Source organism: Micromonospora sp. WMMD1082 (genome assembly GCF_029626175.1).
Lineage (GTDB): Bacteria > Actinomycetota > Actinomycetes > Mycobacteriales > Micromonosporaceae > Micromonospora.
In genome coordinates this window covers 1,586,152-1,612,160 of the sequence record NZ_JARUBM010000002.1, presented here as the reverse complement: position 1 = coordinate 1,612,160, position 26,009 = coordinate 1,586,152, and the positions used below count along the sequence as shown (strand labels likewise).

Sequence of the window (26,009 nt, the reverse complement as noted above, 5' to 3'; positions counted from 1 at the left end):
CGCCACAACGGAGATCCGGCGCCGCCACCGGCCTGCTGGCGGTCGACCCCGATCGGACGGCACGGGGATCAGCGCAGCCGGCGGATGTCGCCGTACGCGCGGTAGAAGCCGCCTCGGCCGGACTCGCGGATCTCGGTGACCAGGTAGCGTGCCCCGGGCTCGCGGATGCCCTTGGGGAACTGCACGGACCAGTCCCGGTGGTAGCCGGTGGAGAGCACGTGCACCCGCAGCCGGCCGCCGTGCTCGACGCACTCCACGACCACGCCGCCGCCCGCGTCGCTCACCACCTCGACCTGGGTGACGGCCGCGGGCTCCGGCAGCCGGGCCGGGGCCTTGACGTCGACCACCTCGGGCACGCTGCCCGCCTCGGCCGCCCGGATCGCCGGCTCGCTGGCGTCGATGCAGGCCAGGTGGCCGCTGGTGGTCACCACGTAGAGGCGCTGGTCGTGATACTGCATGGAGTACGCCGAGCCGCAGCCGGTGCCGAGCTTCCACAGCCGGGTGCCGTCGGCGGCGAAGCAGTAGATCGAGGACTGGCTGTCACCGGCGAAGACGTACCGGCCGTCGGAGGCGGTGGCGCAGGAGAAGACCGGCGCGTCGGCGCGGTACGTCCGGGAGGCGGTGCGGCCGTCCTTGCCGAGGCGCACCACCTCGCGGGTCGCGGTGCCGGCGAACACGGCGTCGCGTTCCTGCCAACCGAAGAGCACCGAACCGGTCCGCGTGTGCCACAGCTCCCGCCCGGTGCGCCAGTCGTAGCCGCTCACCCCGGTCGAGTCGCCGTGGTAGACCGCGTCGGTGTCGCAGCGCACCATCCAGGCCGACCGGCCGCGCCCGGCCCGGCGCCAGAGGAACTCGTCCTCGTGGTCGATGGCGGCGATCCCGCCGTCGGCGTCGGAGACGCCCAGCACGCCGTCGTGGATGTCCAGCCAGTAGATGTCGATGTCGGGGGCGATCGCGTACGCCACCCGGGGGATCTTGCCGGAGAGGTCGTAGACGTTGCCGTCGTCGCAGCCGGCGTAGACCCAGGCGTCGTCGGCCACGATGCACTTCACCCCGTCGGGCAGGCGGACCTGATCCAGCACCCGGGCGTCGTGGTCGAGCGTGGTGATCACGCCGTGCTCGTTGCCCACCGTGCAGGTGCGGCCGTCGACGAAGATGCCGAACGCGGGAGCGCCGGAGTCGTACCGCCAGAGCACCGGGGCGGTGCGGGCGGTCGAGCGGGTGCTGACGATCTGCCGCCGGGAGACCGCGCGCTTCGGGCGGGCGCCGGGCACCGCCGGAGCGTACCCCTTGCGGATCTTCTCGCCGATCTTCCTCGCGGCGGCGGCCCGCGCCCGCGTGTTGTCGGTGAAGCCGGAGGTCTTCACCTGGCCCCGGTCGCCGATCCGGCCGTAGCGCACGGTCATCGTGGTGTCGTCGACCACCACCTCGTAGAACTTGTGCGCTGCACCGTCCACTTCGGACAGTTCGAGGTAGGTCGTCTCCGGCGACATGGGTTCCTCCGAGGGGTGGGTGGCCGGCCCTGACCGGGCGGCGTGCACACGCTAACCCCCGCCCCCGACAGAAACCGGCCCGGAAGTGTCAGCGGGCCAGGGCGTCGACGGCCTTGCGGGCCGCGACCAGCACCGGATCCCAGACCGGGGCATACGGCGGGGCGTAGGCGAGGTCGAGCGCGGTCATGTCGTCCACCGTCATCTTGTTCCACAGCGCCACGGCCAGCGTGTCGATCCGCTTCGCCGCCTCGGACCAGCCGACGATCTGGGCGCCGAGCAGCCGCCCGCTGGGGCGCTCGGCGATCAGCTTGACCGTCATCGGCCGGGCGCCGGGGTAGTAGCCGGCGCGGTTGGTCGACTCGGCGATCACCGAGACGAACTCGAAGCCGGCCGCCTGGGCCTCGCGCTCGCGCAGCCCGGTCCGCCCCACCTCCAGGTCGCAGACCTTGGTCACGGCGGTGCCGATCACCCCGGCGAAGGTGGCGTACCCGCCGCCGATGTTGATCCCGGCGACGCGACCCTGCTTGTTGGCGTGGGTGCCGAGTGGCACGTGCACGGGCAGCCCGCTGACCCGGTGCAGGGTCTCCACGCAGTCTCCGCCGGCCCACACCCCGGGCACCCCGGTGACCCGCATCCGGCGGTCCACCCGGATGCCGCCGGTCGGTCCGAGCGGCAGGCCGGCCGCCTCGGCGAGCCCGGTGTTGGGGCGTACGCCGAGGCCGAGGACCACCACGTCGGCCTGGATCGGCCCGTCGTCGGTGACCACCTCGGACACCCGGCCGTCGCGCTGGGACACGCCGGTGACCCGCACGCCGGTGCGGATGGTGACGCCCAGCGCGCGCATCGCCTCGGTGACCAACCGGGCCATGTCCGGATCGACGGTGGACATCGGCTGCTCACCGCGCTCGACCAGGGTGACCGACAGCCCGCGACGGACCAGCGCCTCGGCCATCTCGACGCCGATGTAGCCACCACCGACCACGACCGCGCAGCGGGGCTGTGGGTCGGCGTCCAGCCACGCGCGCAGCGCCGAGCCGTCGTCGAGGGTCTGCACCCCGAACACCCCGGCGGCGTCGGCGCCGGCCCAGTCCGGCTTCTTCGGCACCGCTCCGGCGGCGTACATCAGGGTGTCGAACGGCTCGCGGACCTCGCCGCCGCCGTCCAGGTCCCGGGCGACCACCTCGCGGTGGACCAGGTCGATCGCGACCACGTCGTGCCGCAGCCGCACCTCGATGCCGAACTCCTCCCGGTGCGTCTTCGGCGACCGGGCCACCAACTGCTCCCGGTCGGTCACCAGCCCGCTGATCCAGTACGGGATCCCGCAGGCCGAGTACGAGGTGAAGTGCCCCCGCTCGAACGCGATGATCTCCAGGTCGTCGCGGCTACGGCGACGGCGAGCCTGCGAGGCGGCCGCCATTCCGGCGGCGTCCCCGCCGACGACGATCAACCGTTCCGCCACGGCACCACCCCTTCGTCATGCCGGGTTCCCGCCCCGGGTCTGTCGGGCCACGTCCATCACCACATCCTCCAGCCGACCGGTGCGCGCGTACACGGAACGCTGGCGCGCCGCGCCGCTGCCGCTCCGGCGCAGCCCGTCGAGCAGGCCGGTCACCTCGGCGAGGTCGCCGTGCGCGTCCAGGGCCGGCCCGAGCCGCCCGACGAGCTGGTCCAGCAGGTCCCAGGCCGGCCGCAGCTCGCCGCTGGTCAGGTCGACCGCCGCGCCCTCCAACCCGTCGTGGGCGGCCCGCCAGTGCGCGCCGACCAGCAGGTGGTGGTCGACGGGCAGCGGCGGCCGGCCGGCGGCGACGTCGTCCAGGGCGGTCGCCACCAGCCCGCGGACCAGGGCGGCCACCAGGACGGCGTCGTCCACGGTCGGGCAGACGTCACCGATGCGCAGCTCCACCGTCGGGTACTTGGCCGACAGTCGGGCGTACCAGTAGAGCATCCCCTCGTCGAGCATCACTCCGCTGGCGATCAGCTGGCGAATCAGCTTCCGATAGTGGTGGTGGGAGGTCAGGAACGGCGTCGGCGCCACCGACGGCCAGTGTTCCCACTCGATCGAGCGCCAGCTGGCGTAGCCGGTGTCCTGGCCCCGGGCGAACGGCGAGTTGGCGGTGATCGCGTGCAGGATCGGCAGCCAGGGCCGGACGTGGTTGAGCACCTGCACGCCGATGTCCTCGTTCGGCACCCCGACGTGCACGTGCATGCCGTTGTTGCCCGGTCCGGGCACCAGCAGCCGGAACCGCTCGACCATCCGGTCGAAGCGGGGCTTGTCGACCACCGGGGGCACCGGTCCGTCGACCGGGCCGGTGCCGATCGCGAGCAGCCGTACGCCGGCCCGCTCGGCGGCCTCGGCGAGCGCGGTGCGCAGCAGGCCGAGGGAGTGCCGGATCGAGGAGAGTTCCAACCCGGGCGGGCTGCCGATCTCGATCTGGCTGGTCTGGAACTCCCGCTCCACCTGGCCCCGCAGCTCGGCGGGCACCTGCTCGATCACCGCGTCGACGGCCGGCACCGCGGCCCCGGTGTGCGGATCGACGAGCAGGAACTCCTCCTCGACACCCACGGTGAGCAGGTCGGTTCCCTCGACCGGAGGTTCGGGCGCCGTCACCATCTGCCTGACCATCGCCACCACCGTCCGCTCCCGCCGGTGCGGTCGGTCCGCGCCGGTGTTGGCCGGCAATTACCCGCAGTGGTGGGCGCCGGAAACGCCGGCCGGGCGCGACCCGGCGTGTCGGCCGGGCGACGGGCCGGATCGATCGACATTGACAACTGTCCGTGCCGGACGTACAACTCCTCAGAGAGCGCTCTCTCACCCCGTCCCACGCAGAGAGGCACGTCCCATGACACCTGCCCCGGCGGCCGCCGCCGCCCCGCCCACGAGACGCCGGCTGGCGCTGGCGTTGGCCCTGCTCACCGCCACCGCCACCACCCTTGCCGGGCTCACCACGACCGCCGACGCGGCCGTGCCGCCACCACCGGCCGGCTGGAGCCTGGTGTGGAGCGACGACTTCACCGGCGCCGCCGGCACCCTGCCGTCGGCCAGCAACTGGATCATCGACACCGGCACCAGCTACCCGGGCGGCCCGCCCAACTGGGGCACCGGCGAGATCCAGACGTACACCAACAGCACCGCCAACATCAGCCACGACGGCGCCGGCAACCTGCGGATCACCCCGTTGCGCGACAGCGCCGGCCGCTGGACCTCGGCCCGCATCGAGACCGTCCGGAGCAACTTCAAGGCCCCGGCCGGCGGGGTGCTGGCCATCGAGGGCCGGCTCCAGGTGCCCAACGTCACCGGTGCCGCCGCCCTGGGCTACTGGCCGGCGTTCTGGGCGCTCGGCTCGCCGTACCGGGGCAACTACCACAACTGGCCGAGCATCGGCGAGTTCGACGTGATGGAGAACGTCAACGGGCTCAACACGGTGTGGGGCGTGCTGCACTGCGGCGTCGCCCCCGGCGGCCCGTGCGACGAGCACAACGGCATCGGCGCCTCGCGGTCCTGCCCCGGCAGCACCTGCCAGTCGGCGTTCCACACCTACCGCTTCGAGTGGGACGCCTCGGTCAGCCCGCAGCAACTGCGCTGGTACGTGGACGGGCAGCTCTACCACACGGTGAGCCAGTCCCGGGTCGGTGAGCCGTACTGGTCGCAGATGACCAGCCACGCCGGCTACTTCCTGCTGCTCAACGTGGCGATGGGTGGGGCCTTCCCGAACGGGGTGGCCGGCAGCGCCACCCCGACCTCGGCGACCGTGCCCGGCCGGCCGATGCTGGTCGACTACGTGGCCGTCTACAGCCGGGGTGGCGGCAGCACCCCGCCGCCGACCACTCCGCCACCGACCACGCCGCCGCCGGGCGGGGTGCGGGACGCGTACGCGACCATCCAGGCCGAGTCGTTCAACGCGCAGAACGGCGTGATCGTCGAGGCGTGCTCCGAGGGCGGGCAGAACATCGGCGCGCTGCGCAACGGCGACTGGGTCCGCTTCGACAACGTCGAGTTCGGCTCCAGCGGGCCGCGTGACTTCGTGGCGCGGGTCGCCTCCGGCGCGGCGGCCGGGGTGAGCGGCCTGGTCGAGGTGCGGGTGGGCAGCCCGACCGGCACGGTGCTCGGCAGCTTCGCCATCGCCAACACCGGCGGCTGGCAGAGCTGGCGATCGGTGCCGGGCAACGTCTCGTCGGTGACCGGCCGGCAGACCGTCTACCTCACCTTCAACAGCGGCCAGCCCAACGACTTCGTCAACGTCAACTGGTTCCAGTTCCGCCGCTGAAGTGCAAGGAGGGGCCCCCTGTCAACGCCTCCGGTGGCGCAGGGGGCCCTGTCGACAACCCTCGCCCAGCTCTGGACAGAAACAGTTAACAGTCTTAATAATAGGCGCCAGGTTGACGTCCATGGATTTTTGTCCGGTCTGGAGGATCCCATGAAACGGTCCAGAACCCTGGTGCTGTCGGTGGTCGGCACGCTGGCCGCCGCGCTCGGCGCGGTCTGGCTGGCTCCGGCCGCGTACGCCGCCGGGGTCACCGCCAGCTTCGTCAAGACGTCCGACTGGGGCTCGGGCTGGGAGGGGAAGTACACGATCACCAACGAGGGTGGCGCCACGGTCGACGGCTGGAGTCTCGCCTTCGACCTGCCCGCCGGCACCACGATCGGCACCTACTGGGACGCGCTGCTGACCACCAGCGGCCAGCGGTACACCTTCACCAACCGCGCCTGGAACGGCACCCTCGGCCCGGGCGCCGCCGTCTCCTTCGGCTTCGTGGGCAGTGGTGCCGGCGTACCGGCGAACTGCCAGATCAACGGCGCGGCCTGCGGTGGCGGCACCACCCCGCCCCCGACCACGCCGCCGCCCACGACCCCGCCCCCGACGACCCCACCTCCGACGACGCCGCCCCCGACGACCCCGCCGCCGGTCACCGGGTTGCCGAAGCACATCCTGACCGGGTACTGGCACAACTTCGACAACCCGGCCGTCGAACTGCGGCTGCGCGACGTGCCCACCGAGTACGACCTGGTCGCGGTCGCCTTCGCCGACGCCACCAGCACCCCCGGCGCGGTCGCCTTCGCCGTCGACCCCGGACTGGCCGCCTCCCTCGGCGGCTACACCGACGCCGACTTCTCCGCCGACGTGCGGACGCTGCAGAGCCGGGGCAAGAAGGTGATCATCTCGGTGGGCGGTGAGACCGGCCGGGTCGCGGTGAACGACGCCGCCTCCGCGGTGGCCTTCGCCGACAGCGTGTACGCGCTGATCCAGCGCTACGGCTTCGACGGGGTGGACGTCGACCTGGAGAACGGGCTGAACCCGACCTACATGGCGCAGGCGCTGCGGTCGCTGCGGTCGAGGGTGGGCAGCGGCCTGATCGTCGCGATGGCGCCGCAGACCATCGACATGCAGAACCCGGCCGGCAGCTACTTCAAGCTGGCGCTGGACATCAAGGACATCCTGACCGTGGTGAACACCCAGTTCTACAACTCCGGGGCGATGCTCGGCTGCGACAACAACGCGGCGTACGCCCAGGGGACGGTCAACTTCATCGTCGCGCTGGCCTGCATCCAGTTGGAGGCCGGCCTGCGGCCCGACCAGGTCGGCCTCGGCCTACCGGCCGGTCCCGGCGCGGCCGGCGGCGGCATCGTCGCGCCCAGCGTGGTCAACGCCGCGCTGGACTGCCTCACCCGGGGCACCAACTGCGGCAGCTTCCGCCCCCCGCGCACCTACCCCGGCCTGCGTGGCGCAATGACCTGGTCGATCAACTGGGACGTCACCCACAACAACGCCTTCGCCCGCACCGTCTCCCCCCACCTCCGCACCCTCCCGTAACCCACGTCGTCCGCGTTGATCATGAAGTTGTTGTCGACCGGCCCGGCGTGTCGCGACAACAACTTCATGATCAGCGGGCGATCAGGGGTGGGCGCGGGGGCGGGGCTGGGAGCGGGAGCGGCGGCGGCGGTGTTTCTTGATGGCCCAGGAGGCGATCATGAGGGCCAGGAGGGTGAGGATGGCGTAGTCGAACCAGGAGCTGTAGCGGTCGATCCGGTCCCACCGTGAACCGAGGGCGTAGCCGAGGCCGATGAAGAGCCCGTTCCAGATGCCGCTGCCCAGCGTGGTGAGCGTGACGAACTCGACCAGCGGCATCCGGTTCGCCCCCGCCGGCACCGACACCAGGCTGCGCACCACCGGCACCATCCGGCCGAAGAACACCGCCCAGCGGCCGTACCGCTCGAACCACCGGTCGGCCTTCTCCAGGTCGTCGAGGTCGACCAGGGGCAGCCGGTCGAGCCAGCGCTTGAGCCGGTCCTCGCCGACGACGGCACCGAGCCAGTAGAGGACCAGCGCGCCGAGCACCGAGCCGGCGGTGGCCGCGACGGTCACCAGGGCCACGTTGAACCGACCCTCGCCGGCCAGGTACCCGGCCATCGCCAGGACGATCTCGCTGGGAATGGGCGGGATGATGCTCTCCAGGGCGACCAGCAGCGCCACCCCCACCGCACCGCTGGCCTCGATCACCCCGGCCACCCAGCCGGTCAGCCCGCCGAGTTGGCCGGGATCGACGTCCTGGGCGAGCGCCATGGCGATGCCTCCGCGGGATCGGCGTGCATGACCCACCTACCCGCGGAGCGGGTTCGCACACCGGGAGCTGGGCATCCTCACTCCGGCGAGTGCAGCCCCCCGTCGGCCGGGCCGTGCCGCCAGCCGGTGAACCGGACCACCAGCCCTCCCCGGCTGGGCGAGCAGCAGTAGGGGCCCGCCCATGCCGTCGCCTCCGGGGCCAGCGGAGCGAGCCGTACCAGCCGCCACGGCTGCGCGGCCACCCGGGCGCGTACGGTCAGCGCGTCACCGGCCCGGCTGACGCGTACGGTCACCTGCCGGCCGGCCCAGTCGGGGACCGGCGCCACCGACCAGTCGGAGAGGTCCCGCGTGACCACCGCACCGACCTGGGGTTGGCCGTCGCTGACCTCCACCCCGGCCTTCACCCAGTTCCGGTCGTCCACCCGGACCAGCACGCCGGCCTGGTCGAACTGCTCGGTCCAGTCGAGCCGGAAGTCCACCTCCACCGCGCTGCCGGCCGGGAACGGCGTGAGCAGCGCCGGGGCGTCGTCGTGCACGAAGCCGTAACTGGTGTGCCGCCACAGGTCGCTACCCGCGCCCGGTTCGACACTGAGCCCGCCGTCGGGCTCCTCGACCGCCCGTACCGGCTGCCGGTGCCAGCTGCCCTCGGACCACTCGATGCTCCGCATCACGGCACCGTACCGAGCCGCCGGGTTTGCCGCCTTCCCGCGCGGGAGAAGGTACGCAGGCATGTCTGACAGGTGGTACTCCGAGGCCGTCGTGTACTGCCTCGACATCGACACGTTCGCGGACTCCGACGGCGACGGGGTCGGCGACATCCGGGGCCTGATCGGCCGGCTGGACTACCTGGCCCGGCTCGGTGTGACCTGCCTCTGGCTGCACCCCATCCACCCGTCGCCCAACGACGACGACGGGTACGACGTGACCGACTTCTACAACGTCGACCCCCGGTTCGGCACCCTCGGTGACTTCGCCGAGCTGCTGCACCAGGCCGGCAACCGGGGCATCCGGGTGATCATCGACCTGGTGGTGAACCACACCTCCGACCAGCACCCGTGGTTCGTCTCCGCCCGCTCGTCGAAGGACTCGCCGTACCGCGACTGGTACGTCTGGTCCGACCGGGAGCCGGCCGACCGGCACCAGGGCATGGTCTTCCCGGGGGAACAGCACGAGACGTGGAGCTACGACCGCACCGCGAAGGCCTGGTACTACCACCGCTTCTACGAGTTCCAGCCGGACCTCAACACCACCAACCCCGAGGTACGCACCGAGATCAAGAAGATCATGTCGTTCTGGATCCAGCTCGGTGTCGCCGGCTTCCGGATGGACGCGGTGCCGTTCATCATCGAGCGCACCGAGCCCGGTGACCCGAACCCGGACCTGGACTTCGAGTTCCTCACCGAGCTGCGCCACCACGTGCAGTGGCGGCGCGGCGACGCCGTACTGCTGGCCGAGGCGAACGTCGAACCCGACGAGCTGCCCGCCTTCTTCGGCGACAGCGGCGGCTCGGCGAACCGGCTGCACATGCTCTTCGACTTCATGCTCAACGGCCGGCTGATGCTGGCCCTGGCCCGGCAGGACCCGGAACCGGTGATCGAGGCGCTGCGGGACACCCCGGCGCTGCCGGAGGGCGGGCAGTGGGCCACCTTCCTGCGCAACCACGACGAGATCGACCTGTCCCGGCTCACCGCCGAACAGCGCAACCAGGTGTACGAGCAGTTCGGTCCCGAGGAGGACATGCGCATCTACGACCGGGGCATCCGCCGCCGGCTGGCGCCGATGCTCGACAACGACCGGCGGCGCATCGAGCTGGCGTACTCGCTGCAGTTCTCGCTGCGCGGCACGCCGGTGCTGCGCTACGGCGAGGAGATCGGCATGGGGGAGGACCTGTCGCTGCCGGGGCGGGAGGCCATCCGTACCCCGATGCAGTGGTCCCCGCACCCCAACGCCGGCTTCTCCACCGCGGAGCCGGAGAAGCTGGTCCGCCCGGTCATCGACCGGGGCGAGTTCGGGTACGAGAAGGTCAACGTCAACCTGCAGCGTCGGGACCGCAGCTCCTTGCTGGCCTGGTTCGAGCGGATGATCCGGACGCTGCGGGAGGCCCCGGAGATCGGCTTCGGCTCCACCACCCACATCGACGTGCCGATGCCCCCGGGTGTGCTGGCGCACCGGGCCGACGGGCCGACCGGGACGATGGTCTTCCTGCACAACCTCGGCACCGCCGACGCCGAGGTGGACCTCAGCCTGCTCCAGGCCGAGGCGGATCTGCCGATCGACGTCCTCGCCGACCGCAACTACGACGACGTCGGCAAGCTGGACAAGCTCAAGGTCGCCGGCTACGGCTACCGCTGGATCCGGCTCTGCCGCTCCTGGTCGTCGTCCTGACCGCCGGTCGTCCGGCTGCTGGTGATCCTCGCCGCCGACCCGGGTGGGTTAGGCTCCTGCCGTCGAGCGAAGTTACCGGGAGGTAGGTATGTCGGAGGGGCAGCGGGTCGCCATCGTGACCGGGGCGGCGCGGGGGATCGGGGCGGCCACCGCCAAGCGGTTGGCCGCCGACGGGCTGGCCGTCGCCGTGGTCGACATCGAGGAGTCGGCGACGAAGGAGACCGTGGACGCGATCGCGGCGGCCGGGGGCCGGGCGCTCGGCGTCGGCGCGGACGTGGCCGACCGGGCACAGGTGGAGGCCGCCGTCGGCCGGGTCGTCGCCGAGCTGGGCGCGCCGACCGTGCTGGTCAACAACGCCGGGGTACTCCGCGACAACCTGCTGTTCAAGATGACCGACGCCGACTGGGACGCGGTCCTGGGCGTACACCTGCGGGGTGCGTTCCTGTTCAGCCAGGCCGCGCAGAAGCACATGGTCGATGCCGGGTGGGGCCGCATCGTCAACCTCTCCAGCACCTCCGCGCTGGGCAACCGGGGCCAGGCCAACTACTCCGCCGCCAAGGCCGGCCTGCAGGGCTTCACCAAGACCCTCGCCATCGAGCTGGGCCCGTTCGGGGTGACCGTCAACGCGGTCGCGCCCGGGTTCATCGTCACCGACATGACCGCGGCCACCGCGGCCCGGATGAAGGTGGACTTCGCCGCGTTGCAGAAGCACGCCGAGTCGGAGATCCCGGTGCGCCGGGTCGGCCGGCCCGAGGACGTGGCCCACACCATCTCGTTCCTGGTCAGCGAGGGCGCGTCGTTCGTCTCCGGCCAGGTCGTCTACGTCGCGGGTGGCCCTCGGGACTGACGGGGCCCCTGCTTACCGCCGGCGGGTGCCGTAGAGCCAGGCGAGGCCGAGGATGGGGAGCACAAGCGGGATGTAGCCGTAGCCGCTGCCGAAGCCCGACCAGACCGTCTCGTCCGGAAACAGATCCGGGCGGGCCAGGCTGAACGCGCCGATGCCGACCACGCCGACCAGCTCCACGGTGCAGCAGGCCAGGGCGACGCGGCGACCCGCATGACCGGCCCGCGCCAGGCCCACCGCCGCGACGATGTAGACCACCGCGGCGAGCGCGGAGAGCAGGTACGCCAGCGGTGCCTGGTCGAACTTCGTGGCGATCTGGAGGCCGGCGCGGCTGGTGGCGGCAATCGCGAAGAGCAGGTACACCGCGATCAGCAGCCGCCCGGGACCGGCGTTGGTCCGCGGCCGGTCGGCGCGTACCTCAGCCACCGAGCACCTCCCACGTCTGCTGGAGCCGGACCACGACCACCGGCGTCACCAGGCAGACCGCGCAGACGATCGCCGATCCCCAGCGGGTCGGCTCCATCCGGGCCAGCACCGCGGCCAGCGGCGGCAGGCAGAGCAGGGTGACCAGGTAGCCGAAGAAGGCCCCCGGTTCGCCCGGCCGCTCACCCCCGGCGAGCGCCACGGCGGTCACCACCACCAGCCCGAGCAGCAGCAGCTCCAGCAGGGCCAGCCCGACCAGCTGCACCCGGTCCGGCGGCCGGTGACGCAGCGCGGCCACCAGCGCCCAGCCGGCGACCAGCAGCGACAGCACGATGGCGGCGACGGCCAGCGCGCCGTCGGCCGGCGACCCGGTGGCGGTCGCGGCGGCGGTCACCGGGTCCGCCCGGTGCTCGTTCCGATCACCGGCCCACTCTACTAACCCTCGTAGTAAGAGAGGCGGTGGCACCGGGCGGCCGTCGGGCGGGGGACTAGCGTGGACCTGTCGCGGGTCCGCCGCGGCCAGGCGAGGACGCGGAGGTACGCGATGCGGTTCGGGTTGTTCGGCACCGGCCACTGGGCGGCGGAGACGCACGCGGCGGCGCTCGAAGCGCACCCGAGAGCGGAACTGGTCGGCGTGTGGGGGCGGAACCCGGAACGGGCCGCGGCGCTGGCCACCCGCTACGGCGTGCCGGCCTTCGACGACATCGACGCGCTGATCGAGGCGTGCGACGCGGTCGCGGTGGCCCTGCCACCGGACATCCAGGTGGAGATCGCGGTCCGGGCCGCCACCGCCGGCCGCCACCTGCTGCTGGACAAGCCGCTCGCGCTGACCGTCGCCGACGCCGACCGGGTGGTCGATGCCGTGGCCGGGTCGGGCGTGGCGTCGGTGGTCTTCTTCACCGGCCGCTACCAGCCGGACGTCGCCGGCTTCATCGCGGCGACCGCCGCGGCCGGGGGGTGGCACACCGCCAACGTGGTCCGGTTCGCCTCGATCTTCCAGCCCGGCAGCCCGTACGCCCAGTCGCCGTGGCGCCGGGAGCACGGCGCGCTGTGGGACATCGGCCCGCACGCCCTGGCGGTCCTGCTGCCGGTGCTCGGTCGGGTGACCCGGGTGGCGGCCACCGACGGCCCGGGCGGTCTGGTGCACCTGCTGCTCAGCCACGCCGACGGCGCGACCAGCACGGTGTCGCTGACCCTGGACGCCCCGCCCGCGTCGGTCGCCGCGGAGTGCGTGTTCTACGGCGAGAACGGCATCGAGACGCTCCCGAACGGGAGCGGGAGCCCGGCGACGGCGTTCGGGGTGGCGATCGACCAGTTGCTGGCGGAGATCGACGCCGGCACCCGGGACCACCGCTGCGACGTACGCTTCGGCCGCGAGGTCGTGGCGGTGCTGGCCGCCGCCGAAGCCGCCCGTGAGCAGGGGGTACGGGTCAGGTAGGTGGGCGCAGCGCCTCGGTCAACTCGGCGGGTGAGCTGACCTGGTCGACCGGGAGGGCCTTCACGGCCTGCAACTGCTCGGTGCTCGCGCCGTTCTCCTGGCACCAGCGGATCAGGTCCTCTCGGGAGACGGGATAGTCCAGCCCCGCGAGGTACTCCTGCAGGGAGGCGCCGCTGTCGGTCATGCTCTCCGACCTACCCGGGCAACCGCCCGGCCACACCACCGGCGGGCCCCCGCGTTTGCCCGTCCAGGTCCCGGGTAGCCGCAGGCATGCTGGTACAGCGGCTCGGCGCGCCGAGCGACCTCGATCCGTTGCTGGAGCGCGTCCGGGACGCCCGGGTGGTGATGATCGGGGAGGCGACGCACGGCACCTACGACTACTACCGCATCCGGGAGCAGCTCACCCGGCGCCTGATCTCCGAGTGCGGCTTCTCCTTCGTGGCGGTGGAGGGCGACTGGCCGGACTGCGACCGGGTGCACCGCTCGGTGACCGCTGCTCCCGGCGGGCCGGTCGAGCCGCAGACGGCCCTGGAGCGCTTCGAGCGCTGGCCGACGTGGATGTGGGCGAACGCCGAGGTGGCCCGCTTCTGTCGCTGGCTGCGCGCCTGGAACATGGAGCGGGCCGAGTCGTCCCGGGTCGGGTTCCACGGCCTCGACGTCTACAGCCTCTGGGAGTCGATGCAGGCGATCTTCGACTACCTCGGCGAGGAGGACCCGGCGTCGCTGGAGGCCGCGCAGGACGCGTACCGGTGCTTCGAGCCGTACGGCAAGCGGGTCGAGGAGTACGGCGTGGCGAGCCGGTTCGTCTCCGCCCGCTGCGAGCAGGAGGTGATCCGGCTGCTGGCGCGTACCCGGGAACACGCCGCCACCGACGGGCCGGGATCCTTCTCGGCCTGGCAGAACGCGGAGGTGGTGGCCGGCGCGGAGCGCTACTACCGGGAGATGGTGGCCGGCGGCCCCGGCTCGTGGAACGTCCGCGACGTGCACATGACCGACACGCTGGACCGGCTGCTGGACCGCTACGGGGCCGGTGCCCGGGGGATCGTCTGGGCGCACAACACGCACATCGGTGACGCGCGGGCGACCGACATGGCCGCCGACGGGATGGTGAACATCGGCCAGTTGGCCCGGGACCGCCACGGTGCCGACCAGGTGGCGCTCATCGGCTTCGGCAGCTGGCGGGGCACGGTCGTCGCCGCGCCCCGCTGGGGTTCGCCGGCCGAGGCGATGGTCGTGCCGCCGGCCCGCCCCGGCTCGCTGGAGCACCGGCTGCACGAGTTGATGCCGGAGCGGGCGGTGCTGGTCTTCGGCGGCCCGGACCAGCCGGGCTGGGTCACCGACACCCTCGACCACCGGGCGATCGGCGTGGTGTACGACCCGTCGTTCGAGTCCTGGGGCAACTACGTGCCGACCCGGCTGGGGCAGCGGTACGACGCCTTCATCTGGTGCGACGAGACGACGGCGCTGCACCCGTTGCCCGCCCTGACCACCCCGGGCGAGATGGAGACCTACCCGGCCGGGGTGTGAGGCCGGCGACGGCGTCAGGCAGATACCTTCTCGTGGAGCTGGGCGCGCAGCTTCTCGCCCTCGATGTCGACGTTGGGCAGCGCCCGGTCGAGCCAGCGGGGCAGCCACCAGGCCCGCTTGCCGAGCAGCGACATCACCGCCGGGACGATGGTCATCCGGACCACGAAGGCGTCGATCGCCACGCCGATGGCGAGCGCGAAACCGACCGACTTGATCACCGGGTCGTCGAGGAAGACGAAGCCACCGAAGACCGAGGTCATGATCAGCGCGGCGGCGGTGACCACCCGGGCGCCGTGCCCCATCCCGTTGATGGTGGCCTGGTGGGCGGTGTCGCCGTGGACGAAGTCCTCCCGCATCCGGGAGACCAGGAAGACCTCGTAGTCCATGGCCAGGCCGAACAGGATGCCGATCAGCAGGATCGGCAGGAAGCTGATCAGCGGGCCGGGGGTGTCCAGGCCGACCAGATCGGCGAGGTGACCCTGCTGGAACACCGCGACCGTGATGCCGAACGTGGCGGCGACGGTGAGCAGGAAGCCCAGGGCCGCCTTGACCGGTACCAGCAGCGAGCGGAAGACCAGCATCAGCAGCAGGATCGACAGGCCGACCACCAGCGCCAGGTAGATCGGCAGCGCGTCGGAGAGCTTCTCCGAGATGTCGATGCCGATCACCGTCACGCCGGTGAGCAGCACGTCCGCGCCCTGGATGCCGCCGACGGCGGCGCGGATGTCGTGCACCATCGTCTCGGTGGCCGGGTCGGTCGGGCCGGTCTGCGGAATCACTCCGATCACCGCCGTACGGTTGTCCGGGCTGAGCTGCGGCGGGGCCACGGCGAGCACGTTGTCGGTGCGCTGGACCAGGGCGGTCACCTGCGGGATCGCCGCGGCGGTGGCCTGCGCGTCGTCGCCGGCGACGACCACCGCGAGGCGGCCCGTGAAACCCGCTCCGAATCCCTCGGTGATCAGGTCGTTGGAGACCCGGGCGGCGGATCCGGCCGGCGCGGTGCCGGCGTCCGGAAGGGCGAGACGCATGTCCGGGGTGGGCAGCGCCAGCAACCCCAGGCCGAGCACGCCGACCAGGATCACCGGGATCCGGAAGCGGGTGACCAGCCGGGCCCAGCGGAATCCGAACGCCGACGGGTCCTCACCGGCGATGGTGGCGGCCTCCGGTGCCGCGCGGTGGGTGGTGACGTCGCTCCGGTGGGCGTCGGTGCCCGGGGCGTCGTCGCCGCTGATCGCGACCGGCACCGAGGAGCGCAGCCGGCGGGGCAGCACCCGGCGTCCGGCGAAGCCGAGCAGGGCCGGCTGGAGGGTGATGGCCACCAGCACCGCGATGGTCACCGTGCCGGCGGCGGCCAGACCCATCACGGTCAGGAACGGGATGTTCACCACCGCCAGACCGGCCAGGGCGATCACCACCGTGGCCCCGGCGAAGACCACCGCCGAGCCGGCGGTGCCGACCGCGCGGCCCACCGCCTCGTCGGCGGGGAGACCGTCGAGCAGGTTCTGCCGGTACCGCGAGGTGATGAAGAGCGAGTAGTCGATGCCGACGGCGAGGCCGAGCATCAGCGCGAGGATCGGCGCGGTGCTGGTCAGCTCGACCGCGCCGCTGAGCGCGAAGAGGCCGGCCATCCCGACGCCGACGCCGATCAGCGCGTTGAGCATGGTCATCCCCGCCGCCACCAGCGACCCGAAGGTGACCACCAGGACGACGAGGGCCACCGCCACGCCGATCGCCTCGGTGGAGCCGACCTCGGGTTCGGTGTTGAGCACCTCCCCGCCGGCCGCCACCTGCCAGCCCTGCGCCTCGGCCTCGGCGCCGACCCTCTCGTACGCCTCCCGCTGCTCGTCGGTCACCTGGTCGGCGCCGCCGCCGAACTGCACCTGGATCAGCGCGTACTGGCCGTCGGGCGAGACCGCGCCGACCTGGAACGGGTCGACGGCGCCGACCACGCCGGGCACCGTCGTGGCCTCCGTGGTGACGGCCTGCACCACCGCCTGACCCTCGGGTGTGCCGAGCTGGCCGGCGGACGGGGCCTTGACCGCGATGGTGCCGGTGGCGCCGGCCGCCGCCGGGAACTGCTCGTCGAGCAGGTCGAGCGCGTGCTGCGACTCGGTGCCGGGCATGGTGAAGTTGCTGGCCGTCGGGCCGCGCAGGGTCGCCGCGGCCAGGCCGAGCCCGACGAGTACGACGAGCCAGATCGCGGCGACGAGTCGCCGCCGGCGCATCGAGCCCCGGCCGATCCGGTAGAGCAGGGTCGCCATGAGGTTCTTTCCCTCTCGGTCGTCAACAAGTGGTGGGACGGGTCAGTGGGTGGGCTCCAGCGCCCGCCGCAGCAGTGCCAGCAGCGCGTCGCCGAGTTCCTCGTCCGGCACGTCGGCAAACTCGCCGCAGGCCTCGGCGATGCCGGCGAGCAGCACCAGCGCGGCGATCCGGGCCGAGGCCCGCTCGGGGTGCCCGGCGAGGGCGTCGATGAGCCGCTCGGAGATCCGGTGGATGTGCGCGAAGACGGGTTGTTGCAGCAGTTCCGGGAACTCACCGCGAAGCAGGGCGATCTCGCTGCGGAACCGGACCGCGAGTTCGACGAAACCCTCGGCGGCGACCCGCTGCGCCGAGGCCGGGTCGGGCTGGGCGGCGATCCGGTCGTCGAGCGACCGCAGCACCTCGATCGCCGGGGCCATCAGCTCGGTGAGGATGGCCTCCTTGTTGGCGAAGTGGTAGAGCACCGCCGCCTTGGAGCAGCCCACCTCGCCGGCGATGTCCTGCAGGGAGGTGCCCCGGTACCCGATGGTGGCGAAGCGCCGAGCCGCGGCGGCCAGGATCTCGCCGTGCGTCTGCGGGGTGAGGCGGGCCATGACCTCAGCATGCCTGACCGATCGGTCAGAGCCTGACCGATCGGTCAGATTAGTGGCGTTGGCCACAGCCAAGTCGGCGGTCCTGCCGGTCGGCGGAGTGCGGTGCTGGCCCTGTCGAGCTGAGAGCACAGACGGATCGGGCTGGCGGGTTCCGGTTGACCGCTGGGCGCCCGGCCGGGATGGTGGTCGGATGGACGGCGCAGACGAGACCCGGGACGGGATTGCGCTGACCAATCTCGACCAGGCGTTGTTCGACGGGTCGGGGGCGACCAAGCGCGACCTGGTCGATTACCTCGACGCGGTGGCCGGACGGATCGTCCCGCACCTGCGCGGCCGCCCGCTGTCGGTGGTCCGGGTGCGCCCGGGCCAGCCGCCCTTCATGCAGAAGAACCTGCCGCGCCACACCCCGGACTGGGTACGTCGGGTGCCGATCTGGGCCGAGGCGTCGCGCCGCGAGATCGCGTATGCGCTCTGCGACGACCGCCGGACCCTGCTCTGGTTCGCCAACCAGCGGGCCGTCGAGTACCACCCGACCCTGGCCACGGTCGACGACCTGGGCCGCCCCACCCACCTGGTGCTCGACCTCGACCCGCCGTCCGATGGCGGCTTCGCCGCCGGGGTGGCCGCCGCGCTGCTGGTCCGGCAGGCCCTCGCCGACGCCGGGCTGGCGGGCGCCGTGAAGACCAGCGGCGCCAAGGGGGTGCACGTCTTCGTCCCGGTCGCGGCGGGCCCCGACGCCGAGGAACTGGCCGCCGCCACCCGCGCCCTCGCGGCCCGCGCGGAACGCCTGGATCCGGCGCTGGCGACCACCGCGTTCATCCGCGAGGACCGGGGCGGGAAGGTCTTCGTCGATCCCACCCGGAGCGGCGGCGCGACCGTCGTGTCGGTCTACAGCCCCCGACTGCGACCGGGGGTGCCGGTCTCCTTCCCGGTGCCGTGGGCCGACCTGGAGTCGGTGACACCGGCGGATTTCACCATCCGGACGGCTGCCGCGCTGGTGACGGACGAGGATCCGTGGGCGGACCTGATGCCGGCGCCGCAGCACCTTCCCACCGACCTGGTCGAGGAGGGCCGGACCATCCCGGTGCCCCGGGTGCAGGCCATGCACGAGGGCCGCCGCCGGGCCCGCGCCCGGCGTGCCGCCGCCGACTGAGTACGCGGGCCACCGCGCCCGGCCCGCTGTCACCGTTCGCCGTGCGCCCATCCCGGCGCCCGTGATCCCGCCGCGCCGGCGGTCGGACACGACGCTGTGCCGGACCGTGGCGGCGGTCCGGCACAGCGGGTTCGGGCGGGTCAGATCATCCAGCGGTGGCGCTGCACGAAGGGCAGGCGGGCCCAGACCCGACCCAGACCCCAGGTGTGTCCGGCGTACGCGGCGGCCAGGGCGACCAGCACCACGGCGTAGATCAGGTGGTAGTCGACCAGCGGGTTGGTCGAACCGGTCGGGTCGCCGCCGGCGGTGAACCGGGCCAGTGGGAACTCGGCCAGCCACATCAGCGCCATCATCAGCGTGCCCGAGGCGGCCGCGATCCGCAGGCCGACGCCGGCGATCAGGGCGAGGCCGATGGCCGCCAGGCCGACCATGAACAGCGTGTTGGCCCACCAGGTGCCGGCGATCGAGTGCGCGATCGACTGCAACGGTCCCACCTCGACATTGGCGAGGAAGCCCCGGGTCGGCGAGCCGCCGTTGATCCAGGCCCGCTCGGCCGGGGTGGCGTAGCCGAGGCCGAAGGTCTTGTCGAGGAAGGCCCACAGGAAGACGAGGCCGGTGGCGACCCGCAGCACGGCCAGGGCCCGGGCGGCGGTGGTGGTCAGCATCGCGCCGGGCAGCTCGGCGTGCTCGAGGGGCCGTTCGATCGATCGGTGGGTGCCGTGGTGGATGGTCATCGTTGCCTCCGTGGTCAGCTTCTTACGCGACCACCCTCCCTCGGCGGCGGGGCCTGGCGCCTGGGCCGGAACACCCGATGCCGCCGGGACCTTGGTCCTGACCTCGCCGGGCATCCGCAGGATCGATCGTGGTCCTTGTGCTGCCTGACGAGCGGGCACTAGATTCTCGGCGAGCACGTTGGTCAAGGGCGCGCCCGCGGCGAACGCTGGCGAGCCACCGGGGGAGTGACCATGAACGATGCCCATCCGTCGGCCCTCTCCATGCGCGGGCTGCACAAGTCCTTCGGCCAGAAGGTCTCGGTCGACCGGGTGGACCTGGAGGTCCCCCAGGGCTCCTTCTTCGGGCTGGTCGGGCCCAACGGGGCCGGCAAGACCACGCTGCTGTCGATGGCGGTGGGGCTGCTGCGCCCCGATGCCGGCACGTCGGCGGTGCTGGGCGCCGACGTCTGGAGCGATGGCACACGGGCCAAGGCGGACCTGGGTGTCCTGCCCGACGGCCTGGCGATGCCGGAGTTCCTCACTGGCCGTGAGCTGCTCACCTTCCTGGGACGGCTGCGCGGGCTCGGCCCCGGGTTGGTGGACGCCCGGGCACAGGAACTGCTGGCGGTGATGGACCTGCTGGGGGCCGAGCAGACCCTCGTCGTGGACTACTCGACGGGCATGCGCAAGAAGATCGGGCTGGCCACCGCGCTGCTGCACAACCCCAGGGTGCTGGTGCTCGACGAGCCGTTCGAGGCCGTCGACCCGGTGTCGGCGTTGACCCTCAAGCGCATCCTCACCCGGTTCGTCGCTCGGGGCGGCTCCGTCATCCTGTCCAGCCACGTGATGGCCCTGGTCGAGCAGCTCTGCGACACCGTGGCCGTGATGTCCGGGGGCGTGGTGGTGGCCAGTGGCCCACTGGCCCAGGTCCGTGGCGAGGCCACCCTGGAGGAGACGTTCGTCGACCTGGTCGGCGCGGCGACCGGCACCGTCGAAGGGCTGTCGTGGTTGGGGACCTGATCCGGCTGAAGCTCGCGCTGACCCGGAACTCGGTCACCGGTAGCCGGGCCGTGTGGGCCTGGAGCGGAGCCACCGTCGGCGCCGCCCTCGCCCTGGGCGTGGTGGTGCTGGCGGTGCTGCCGCTGCGGCCGGCCTCGGTCGTGCCGGACCTGCTCGCCATCGCCTACTTCACCTGGCTGATCGGCTGGGTGGTCGGGCCGGTGTGGTCACCGGCGCCGCCGCTGCGCCCGGCCCACCTGGCGATGCTCCCGCTGCCTCGGCACCGGCTGGCGGTGGGGATGCTGGCGGCTGGTTTCGTGGGTCTGACCACCGTGGTCACCGTGCTGCTGTTCACCAGCCTCGTCGGCTATGCGGCGCGGCTGGGCGTGCTGCCGGTGCTCCTCGCCGTGCCACTGGTCGCGTTGCAGGTGTCCCTGCTGGTGCTGTTGTCCCGGGTGGCGCACGTGGCCTTCGGCCGGCTCGCCCGGGCCCGTTCCGGCGCGGCGCTCAACGGGGTCCTGCTGGCGATCGTGCTCGTGCTCACCCAGTCCGGCTGGATGGCGGTGACCGGGCTGCTGTCCTCCGGCGTCCTCGATCAGGGCTTCCCCGACGGCTTTTCCACCGCCCTCCGGTGGGCACCGTCCGGGTGGGCGCTGGCCGCGGTGGAAGCGGCCGCGGCCGGTAACTGGGTGCGGACGGTCCTCGTGGTCGCGGCGATGCTCGCCGTGGCCGCGGTCCTGCTCGCCCTCTGGGGCACCAGCCTCGGCGAGGCGCGCGGTGCCCGGGCGGTGATCCGCGGTTCGGCTGGGCGGCGCACCCCGCGAACCGCCCCGTTCGACCGGCCCGCCGGCGCCATCGTGCTCAAGGAGCTGCGCAGCTGGTGGCGCGATCCGGCCCGGTCCGTAGCGTTGTCGGCACCGTTCGCCTGGGGGGTGCTCACCGCGCTCCTGCCGCTGACCTTCGGCGCGGTCGAGCTGCTGCCGTGGGCCGGGACCTTCATCGCGGTCATGTCCGCCACCTGGATGGCCAACATGTACTCGTTCGACGGGACCGCCCTCTGGCTGACCATCCAGACCGGCACCGAGCGGATGGACGTGCGGGCCCGGCAGTGGGCCTACCTGATCGTCTACCTGCCGATCACCCTGCTGGTCACGGTCGGGTTCACGGCCTGGAGCGGGCTGGGCTGGGCCTGGCCCTGGGCGCTGGCGGCGGTGACCGCCACGCTCGGCGGCGGAGCCGGCCTGGTCGCGTACACCTCCGTGGCCTCGCCGGAGCCCGGACCGGACGCCCACGAACGGGCGGAGAACCCGGCCGAGGGTTCGGAGGGCATCGGGCGGGCCTTCGTGGTGTTCTTCGCGGCGCTGCTGCCCCCGTTGCCGGGCCTGGGGGTGGTCTATCTCGGCACCGCCCGGGACAGCGCGGCCCTGCAGTGGCTCGGTGTCCTGGTCGGTGTCCTCGTCGGCGCCCTGCTGGCCTGGGGCCTGGGCCGGCTGGCCGCCGTCAGGCTGGCGCGCACCGCCCCGGAGATGCTGCTGCTGATGCGCTCCGGACGCGCGCCGTCGGACACGGGCACCAGCCCCGACACCACCGCGGACGAGTCGCCCCTGACCGGGCGGGACCTGCTCGTGGAGACGACCTGCTGGGTCCTGGGCGCCATCGCCGTCCTACCTCAGGGACTGCTCACCATGCTGTTCAAACTCACCGGCAACCACGACGTGCGGGTGTGGTTCCTGGCGATGTATCTACCCGAGCCGTGGGGCTGGCTGACCAGCATCGGCATGGTGCTGCTCGGCGCGTACCTGCTGTGGTTCGCCGCCCGGGTGCGCAGGACGCGCGGCCAAGGCTAGGAGCGCCCCAACCGGAGGCCATCTCGACGGGGCCGGGACCAGGGCCCCGACCTCGTCGACCGCCGGCCGTCAGCCGCCGCTGGTGTTCCAGTTCTGCACCTCGATCCGGCTGCCGCCGCTGTGGGGGGTGAAGATGCTGAGCACGTTCTGCGTGGGAAGCAGGGCGTGGTCGATCAGGGGATCGGACATGTAGGTGGCCGCTGACCTGTGCCGCACCGTCCAGTCCGACCAGTTGGACGCCTTGGAGGCGGTCGCGATCTGGAGTATGCGGGTGCTGGAGTGGCCGCTGACCACGTACAGGTTGTCGCGCGAGTCCACCGCGATGTCGCCGCGGCTGAGTCCTTCGGTGTAGCCGAGGTACCGCTGGTTCCATTGCTTGGAGGCCTTGTCCCGCCAGTAGTGGACCAGGACGGCGCTGTTGCGGGCGGTGTTGAAGTCGGTGATGCTCGGGGTGTTGGCCGGCAGGTGCGAGGAGAGCACGTGTACGTTCCCGGCCGCGTCGACCACCTGGGACTCCTGGTTCATCAGGCCGCGGTTCTGGCTGTTGGGCCAGACCCGAAGTCCGGCGGCGTTGGAGGCCAGCGGGTTCGAGCCGGCGGTGGCGACCACGGTGCCCGCGTTGTTGCGCCAGCTACGGCCCTTGTCCCGGCTGTAGGCGTAGAACAGGTCGTGATTGGTGCTGCCGTTGGGGGTTTCCCGGACGGTCCAGGTGACGTGCAGCAGCCCCTCGCGGTCGTACTCGATGCCGAACAGGTACGGGTTGTTGTCGTACGAGGTGCCGTCGATGAACTCGCCGATGTAGGACCAACTCCCTGAGCGGTACTCGTAGAGGACCTCGTCGCCGTTGCCGCTGACGCCGGTGCGGATCGCCATCTGCAGCGTGCCGTCCGGAGCGGAGAAGAACTGCGGGTAGGTGACCGTGGGCATGTTGGTGCCGGCGAGGCTGTTCTGCACGGCGCCGAAGCTGCTCGCCGACCAGGTGGCGCTGCCCGGTGAGGTGGCCAACCCGGTCGCGGACCGGCGGTACTTGAACCGGTCGGAGTGCATGTCGAAGGCCAGGTGGATGGTGCCGTCCTGGGGCGAGATGCCGATGCAGATGACGTTGTGCGAATCGGTGGAGGTCGTCCGGTAGTCGGTCAGCCGGATGTTCTGCCAGGTGCCGCTCGGTGCCTGCCGGCGGGACAGGTTGGCGTACCCGTCCTGGTCCCAGAACGCGGCGTACTGCCAGCCGTTGAACGTGGTGATGCCGTCCTGTTGGAACGATTCACCGTTCATCAGGCCGGAGTAGCTCACCGCGGTCCGGCCGTTCGTGGTCAACGTGCTGGTGGAGGCGTGGCTGACCACGGGCGCCGCCGCGAACGAGGCGGGCGTCGGGCCGACCGTGACGGCGAGCGCCGTCACGGTCAGCAGACTCACTGCTGCGGCGGCGGATCGTCTAGGTAGGCTGAAACGTTTCATCGAGGCTCCGTTTGTTTCGGTGGTGTTATGCGGGAGTGTTCGAACGATACGAATGCCCCACCCGTCCGTCAAGGTTCGACGTCGGCCGATGCCTGTGCGTCGCCTACTTCCGAACTTGACCTTGACGCAGCGTCAACCCTGCATGCTGGCGCCATGTCCACCGAGACTCGACCGACGACCGAGGTGAAGATCCTGTCCACGGTACGGCGGGTGTCGATCGGTAGGGATCATGGCGTGGGCCGTGGCGGGCCCGTCGACGTCTGCACCTCGCAGGGGATGCCGGTGAAGAAGAAGTCTCGTGGTGGGGTGAAGTCGCCGGTGTACCGACCGTGGAAGCCGAATTCGATCGGGGTACCGGTCGCCGGCGGCGTTCCCCAACCGCCCGACAGGAATGCCTGGGTGCCGTCGAGGGCAAGGCTGCCGTTCCAGACCTGGGTAACGGTCAGGTGCGGCGCGATGGTGAAGGTGGCCCGCCAGGGCCAGGGCGGCACGCCGGACCAGGGCACAATGCCGTGGACGGCGAAGGACTCGCGTCCGGCACCGATCCGCACCGCGCAGGTGAAGTCGGCGGGCAGCGTACGGAAGGTGACCGGTTCCGACAACGGGCTGACGCTGTAGCCGGCTCCGGCCAGCGGGGCGGCGTAGACCGCGAACGTGTACTCGGTGTCGGGGGTCAGCGCGGCCAGCGCGTACGAGGTGCCGGGCATCGAGGCGTAGCCCTGCCATGCACCGTCGACCAGCCGCTGCATCGAGTACCGGAAGACCGGGCCGTCGGGCCGGCTCCAGGTGAGAACGGCGCTCGTGGCAGTCACCTCGGTAGCCAGCGGCTGGCCCGGTGCGGGCAGCGGTACGAGGGGATCGCCGGAAGCCGGCGTGACCGGTGCGAAGAACCCGGCCAACACGGTCGCCAGGACGAGCACGATGAGACGAGGTGCCGGTCGATGCATGATGGACAACCTCCTCGGCTGCGCGATCGGCGACAGCCTGAGCCATAGATAGAGTTCAAACTCTAAGGCATCTCCGCTGTCGGGCGCAGCCGCGCGGCCTCGATCGTCGTGGGGGTTGCCGGCGAGTGCGCCGCCATGCGGAGCAGCGGCTGAAGGGCGTCCAGTAACGGTCCGGGATGGATGGGCACGCCGTGGGCGCTTTCTCCGGCTTCGCCGGCTTCGAACTCGCCGATCTCCAGCCCGATGACGCCCGCCTCGGCTATCGCGAGCGCGGCGGAGCTGAGATCGCTGAGCGTGAGGCCGCCGGGCACGAGGTAGTCGGTGGGCACGATGCCGGGCTCAAGGACGTCACAATCGAGGTGTACGTAGACCGGGCGACCGGCGATCGCGGCCGCCAACCGCTCCGCGATGCCCGGGCCGGCTTCGACCAACGTGATCACGCCGTCATCGATCAACGACTGCTCGGCGGGATCGATGTCGAGCGCGCCGCAGAGGATCGCGTTCTCTGGTTTCAGCCCCTGACCCAGGCCCGAGTTCCACAGCCCCAGGGGGCCGCTGAAGGCGAGGCCGCCGAGATAGCCCGTGGTGGTGCTGTCGGGCGTGTTGAGGTCCGCGTGCGCGTCGAACCAGACGACCACCGCATCCGGGCGATATCTGGCGACGACCGGGAGCGTGGCCAGGGCCACCGCACAGCGGCTCAGCGCGGTGACGGGAAAGGCCCCGTGCCGAAACAGGTCGTCGAAGTGCGCCGACATGGCTCGCAATGCCGGTCGGGCCGCGGCCAGTTCCTGGTCCCAGTTCGCGCCCAGCGCCGGCTCGGGCGAGCCGATGACGACCGGCGCCGACCCCAGGCGGGCCGCGAGTTCGGCCGCAACCATCGCCGATCCCCGCATGGCGCGGTCGTTGTGGTCACCGGCACGGCCCGCGAAGTGGGTGATCACCGGCGACGGGATGGTGGAGGCGGATACGGTTCTCACTGTGTCAATGTCGGTCTGGGACTAGACAGAAGGGGTGCCCGGCCGGATCGGTGAGTACCCGGAACCGGTCTCCGCCCGGCTGGTACTCGGGCTTGACCGCCCCCAACTCCAGCAGCATGGCCTCAGCTATATCGATGTTCTCGACCGCGAAGTCGAGGTGTAGTTGCTGGGGTGTGCTCTGTCCGGGCCAGCATGGCGGCTGGTAGTCGTCGACTCGCTGAAAGCCGATGAACAGCCCGTCGTCACGGGTGATCCCGGCGAACTCATCGTCGGACTTAGGATGCAGTGCGAGTCCGGTGGCCCGCCCGTAGAACGCGGCCAACGCCAGGGGGTCGGCGCAGTCGAGCGTGATCGCCGCAAGGGTCAGCGTCGAGCGCACGGGCCACTCCTTCG

24 protein-coding genes are annotated in these 26,009 nt (G+C 71.9%); 9 read left to right on the top strand and 15 right to left on the bottom strand.

Going from position 1 to position 26,009, the window contains the following annotated elements:
* Nucleotides 1-68 precede the first annotated feature (68 nt).
* The 3 genes from O7615_RS07600 to O7615_RS07590 all read right to left on the bottom strand — a co-directional run bounded on the left by O7615_RS07600 (nucleotide 69) and on the right by O7615_RS07590 (nucleotide 4,116).
* Entirely contained in the window at nucleotides 69-1,493 is a 1,425-nt protein-coding gene (locus O7615_RS07600; protein ID WP_278176644.1) for a WGR domain-containing protein, read from the bottom strand.
* Between the two features lie 88 nt (nucleotides 1,494-1,581).
* The gene (locus tag O7615_RS07595) at nucleotides 1,582-2,952 is read right to left on the bottom strand and encodes an FAD-dependent oxidoreductase (RefSeq protein WP_278176643.1); all 1,371 of its coding nucleotides are present in this window, start codon (nucleotides 2,950-2,952) and stop codon (nucleotides 1,582-1,584) included.
* A gap of 15 nt (nucleotides 2,953-2,967) precedes the next feature.
* Nucleotides 2,968-4,116 (bottom strand): glutamate--cysteine ligase, encoded by a 1,149-nt coding sequence (locus O7615_RS07590; protein WP_278176642.1) that lies wholly within the window; start codon nucleotides 4,114-4,116, stop codon nucleotides 2,968-2,970.
* Nucleotides 4,117-4,333: 217 nt separating this feature from the next.
* Between O7615_RS07590 and O7615_RS07585 the strand changes: the two genes are divergently transcribed.
* Complete coding sequence (locus O7615_RS07585) at nucleotides 4,334-5,758, top strand: carbohydrate-binding protein (RefSeq protein ID WP_278176641.1); 1,425 nt, start codon at nucleotides 4,334-4,336, stop codon at nucleotides 5,756-5,758.
* Between the two features lie 150 nt (nucleotides 5,759-5,908).
* A complete protein-coding gene (locus O7615_RS07580) occupies nucleotides 5,909-7,303 on the top strand; it encodes a cellulose binding domain-containing protein (RefSeq protein WP_278176640.1) in 1,395 nt (464 codons plus the stop codon).
* Between the two features lie 81 nt (nucleotides 7,304-7,384).
* Here O7615_RS07580 and O7615_RS07575 read toward each other — a convergent pair whose 3' ends face one another.
* Both O7615_RS07575 and O7615_RS07570 read right to left on the bottom strand, forming a co-directional pair.
* Nucleotides 7,385-8,053 (bottom strand): DedA family protein, encoded by a 669-nt coding sequence (locus tag O7615_RS07575; protein ID WP_278176639.1) that lies wholly within the window; start codon nucleotides 8,051-8,053, stop codon nucleotides 7,385-7,387.
* Nucleotides 8,054-8,130: 77 nt separating this feature from the next.
* Complete coding sequence (locus tag O7615_RS07570; RefSeq protein WP_278176638.1) at nucleotides 8,131-8,721, bottom strand: DUF1349 domain-containing protein; 591 nt, start codon at nucleotides 8,719-8,721, stop codon at nucleotides 8,131-8,133.
* A gap of 61 nt (nucleotides 8,722-8,782) precedes the next feature.
* Here O7615_RS07570 and O7615_RS07565 point away from each other — a divergent pair, with 61 nt between their 5' ends.
* A complete protein-coding gene (locus O7615_RS07565; protein WP_278176637.1) occupies nucleotides 8,783-10,438 on the top strand; it encodes an alpha-amylase family protein in 1,656 nt (551 codons plus the stop codon).
* An 88-nt stretch (nucleotides 10,439-10,526) separates the two neighbouring features.
* The gene (fabG, locus tag O7615_RS07560; protein WP_278176636.1) at nucleotides 10,527-11,285 is read left to right on the top strand and encodes a 3-oxoacyl-ACP reductase FabG; all 759 of its coding nucleotides are present in this window, start codon (nucleotides 10,527-10,529) and stop codon (nucleotides 11,283-11,285) included.
* Between the two features lie 12 nt (nucleotides 11,286-11,297).
* Here fabG and O7615_RS07555 read toward each other — a convergent pair whose 3' ends face one another.
* Together O7615_RS07555 and O7615_RS07550 are read right to left on the bottom strand one after the other, a co-directional pair.
* On the bottom strand, nucleotides 11,298-11,708 hold the full coding sequence (locus tag O7615_RS07555; RefSeq protein WP_278176635.1) for a hypothetical protein: 411 nt from the start codon (nucleotides 11,706-11,708) through the stop codon (nucleotides 11,298-11,300).
* Nucleotides 11,701-12,099, bottom strand: coding sequence for a hypothetical protein (locus O7615_RS07550; RefSeq protein WP_278176634.1), 399 nt, complete (start codon nucleotides 12,097-12,099; stop codon nucleotides 11,701-11,703). Before O7615_RS07550 ends, O7615_RS07555 begins: the two co-directional genes overlap by 8 nt.
* A gap of 150 nt (nucleotides 12,100-12,249) precedes the next feature.
* On the opposite strand from O7615_RS07550, the gene O7615_RS07545 reads away from it, so the two are divergent.
* On the top strand, nucleotides 12,250-13,143 hold the full coding sequence (locus O7615_RS07545; RefSeq protein ID WP_278176633.1) for a Gfo/Idh/MocA family oxidoreductase: 894 nt from the start codon (nucleotides 12,250-12,252) through the stop codon (nucleotides 13,141-13,143).
* Here the strand turns inward: O7615_RS07545 and O7615_RS07540 are convergent.
* Nucleotides 13,136-13,327 (bottom strand): DUF2795 domain-containing protein, encoded by a 192-nt coding sequence (locus tag O7615_RS07540; RefSeq protein WP_278176632.1) that lies wholly within the window; start codon nucleotides 13,325-13,327, stop codon nucleotides 13,136-13,138. The two genes, O7615_RS07545 and O7615_RS07540, sit on opposite strands and share 8 nt — an antisense overlap.
* 86 nt (nucleotides 13,328-13,413) lie before the next feature.
* Between O7615_RS07540 and O7615_RS07535 the strand changes: the two genes are divergently transcribed.
* Nucleotides 13,414-14,670 (top strand): erythromycin esterase family protein, encoded by a 1,257-nt coding sequence (locus O7615_RS07535; protein ID WP_278176630.1) that lies wholly within the window; start codon nucleotides 13,414-13,416, stop codon nucleotides 14,668-14,670.
* A 14-nt stretch (nucleotides 14,671-14,684) separates the two neighbouring features.
* On the opposite strand, the gene O7615_RS07530 is transcribed toward O7615_RS07535, so the two are convergent.
* Nucleotides 14,685-16,931, bottom strand: a complete 2,247-nt coding sequence (locus tag O7615_RS07530; protein ID WP_278176628.1) for an MMPL family transporter — start codon at nucleotides 16,929-16,931, stop codon at nucleotides 14,685-14,687.
* A 42-nt stretch (nucleotides 16,932-16,973) separates the two neighbouring features.
* Nucleotides 16,974-17,522, bottom strand: coding sequence for a TetR/AcrR family transcriptional regulator (locus O7615_RS07525; protein ID WP_278176627.1), 549 nt, complete (start codon nucleotides 17,520-17,522; stop codon nucleotides 16,974-16,976).
* Between the two features lie 190 nt (nucleotides 17,523-17,712).
* On the opposite strand from O7615_RS07525, the gene O7615_RS07520 reads away from it, so the two are divergent.
* Entirely contained in the window at nucleotides 17,713-18,675 is a 963-nt protein-coding gene (locus O7615_RS07520) for an ATP-dependent DNA ligase (RefSeq protein ID WP_278176626.1), read from the top strand.
* Between the two features lie 140 nt (nucleotides 18,676-18,815).
* On the opposite strand, the gene O7615_RS07515 is transcribed toward O7615_RS07520, so the two are convergent.
* A complete protein-coding gene (locus O7615_RS07515) occupies nucleotides 18,816-19,340 on the bottom strand; it encodes a DoxX family membrane protein (RefSeq protein WP_278182006.1) in 525 nt (174 codons plus the stop codon).
* A gap of 300 nt (nucleotides 19,341-19,640) precedes the next feature.
* Between O7615_RS07515 and O7615_RS07510 the strand changes: the two genes are divergently transcribed.
* On the top strand, nucleotides 19,641-20,408 hold the full coding sequence (locus O7615_RS07510; protein ID WP_278176624.1) for an ABC transporter ATP-binding protein: 768 nt from the start codon (nucleotides 19,641-19,643) through the stop codon (nucleotides 20,406-20,408).
* A complete protein-coding gene (locus O7615_RS07505) occupies nucleotides 20,393-22,234 on the top strand; it encodes a hypothetical protein (RefSeq protein WP_278176623.1) in 1,842 nt (613 codons plus the stop codon). The genes O7615_RS07510 and O7615_RS07505 overlap by 16 nt, the downstream gene beginning before the upstream one ends.
* Nucleotides 22,235-22,303: 69 nt before the next feature.
* Here O7615_RS07505 and O7615_RS07500 read toward each other — a convergent pair whose 3' ends face one another.
* The 4 genes from O7615_RS07500 to O7615_RS07485 all read right to left on the bottom strand — a co-directional run bounded on the left by O7615_RS07500 (nucleotide 22,304) and on the right by O7615_RS07485 (nucleotide 25,995).
* Nucleotides 22,304-23,650, bottom strand: coding sequence for a BNR repeat-containing protein (locus tag O7615_RS07500; RefSeq protein WP_278176622.1), 1,347 nt, complete (start codon nucleotides 23,648-23,650; stop codon nucleotides 22,304-22,306).
* 269 nt (nucleotides 23,651-23,919) lie between these two features.
* Nucleotides 23,920-24,639 carry a fibronectin type III domain-containing protein gene (locus tag O7615_RS07495; protein ID WP_278176621.1) on the bottom strand — a complete coding sequence of 240 codons (720 nt, stop codon included), beginning with the start codon at nucleotides 24,637-24,639 and terminating at the stop codon, nucleotides 23,920-23,922.
* Between the two features lie 62 nt (nucleotides 24,640-24,701).
* Nucleotides 24,702-25,580, bottom strand: coding sequence for an arginase family protein (locus tag O7615_RS07490; protein ID WP_278176620.1), 879 nt, complete (start codon nucleotides 25,578-25,580; stop codon nucleotides 24,702-24,704).
* A 40-nt stretch (nucleotides 25,581-25,620) separates the two neighbouring features.
* Nucleotides 25,621-25,995 (bottom strand): VOC family protein, encoded by a 375-nt coding sequence (locus O7615_RS07485; protein WP_278176619.1) that lies wholly within the window; start codon nucleotides 25,993-25,995, stop codon nucleotides 25,621-25,623.
* Between the last annotated feature and the right edge of the window lie 14 nt (nucleotides 25,996-26,009).

Excerpts from the sequence above, each read along its gene's own strand:
- O7615_RS07590 (WP_278176642.1), bottom strand. The coding sequence starts at position 4,116 with ATGGTCAGGCAGATGGTGACGGCGCCCGAACCTCCGGTCGAGGGAACC.
- O7615_RS07585 (WP_278176641.1), top strand. The coding sequence starts at position 4,334 with ATGACACCTGCCCCGGCGGCCGCCGCCGCCCCGCCCACGAGACGCCGG.
- O7615_RS07570 (WP_278176638.1), bottom strand. The coding sequence starts at position 8,721 with ATGCGGAGCATCGAGTGGTCCGAGGGCAGCTGGCACCGGCAGCCGGTA.
- O7615_RS07495 (WP_278176621.1), bottom strand. The coding sequence starts at position 24,639 with ATGCATCGACCGGCACCTCGTCTCATCGTGCTCGTCCTGGCGACCGTG.
- O7615_RS07535 (WP_278176630.1), top strand. The coding sequence starts at position 13,414 with ATGCTGGTACAGCGGCTCGGCGCGCCGAGCGACCTCGATCCGTTGCTG.
- O7615_RS07525 (WP_278176627.1), bottom strand. The coding sequence starts at position 17,522 with ATGGCCCGCCTCACCCCGCAGACGCACGGCGAGATCCTGGCCGCCGCG.
- fabG (WP_278176636.1), top strand. The coding sequence starts at position 10,527 with ATGTCGGAGGGGCAGCGGGTCGCCATCGTGACCGGGGCGGCGCGGGGG.
- O7615_RS07580 (WP_278176640.1), top strand. The coding sequence starts at position 5,909 with ATGAAACGGTCCAGAACCCTGGTGCTGTCGGTGGTCGGCACGCTGGCC.
- O7615_RS07600 (WP_278176644.1), bottom strand. The coding sequence starts at position 1,493 with ATGTCGCCGGAGACGACCTACCTCGAACTGTCCGAAGTGGACGGTGCA.
- O7615_RS07545 (WP_278176633.1), top strand. The coding sequence starts at position 12,250 with ATGCGGTTCGGGTTGTTCGGCACCGGCCACTGGGCGGCGGAGACGCAC.
- O7615_RS07530 (WP_278176628.1), bottom strand. The coding sequence starts at position 16,931 with ATGGCGACCCTGCTCTACCGGATCGGCCGGGGCTCGATGCGCCGGCGG.
- O7615_RS07510 (WP_278176624.1), top strand. The coding sequence starts at position 19,641 with ATGAACGATGCCCATCCGTCGGCCCTCTCCATGCGCGGGCTGCACAAG.
- O7615_RS07520 (WP_278176626.1), top strand. The coding sequence starts at position 17,713 with ATGGACGGCGCAGACGAGACCCGGGACGGGATTGCGCTGACCAATCTC.
- O7615_RS07515 (WP_278182006.1), bottom strand. The coding sequence starts at position 19,340 with ATGCTGACCACCACCGCCGCCCGGGCCCTGGCCGTGCTGCGGGTCGCC.
- O7615_RS07565 (WP_278176637.1), top strand. The coding sequence starts at position 8,783 with ATGTCTGACAGGTGGTACTCCGAGGCCGTCGTGTACTGCCTCGACATC.
- O7615_RS07540 (WP_278176632.1), bottom strand. The coding sequence starts at position 13,327 with ATGACCGACAGCGGCGCCTCCCTGCAGGAGTACCTCGCGGGGCTGGAC.
- O7615_RS07575 (WP_278176639.1), bottom strand. The coding sequence starts at position 8,053 with ATGGCGCTCGCCCAGGACGTCGATCCCGGCCAACTCGGCGGGCTGACC.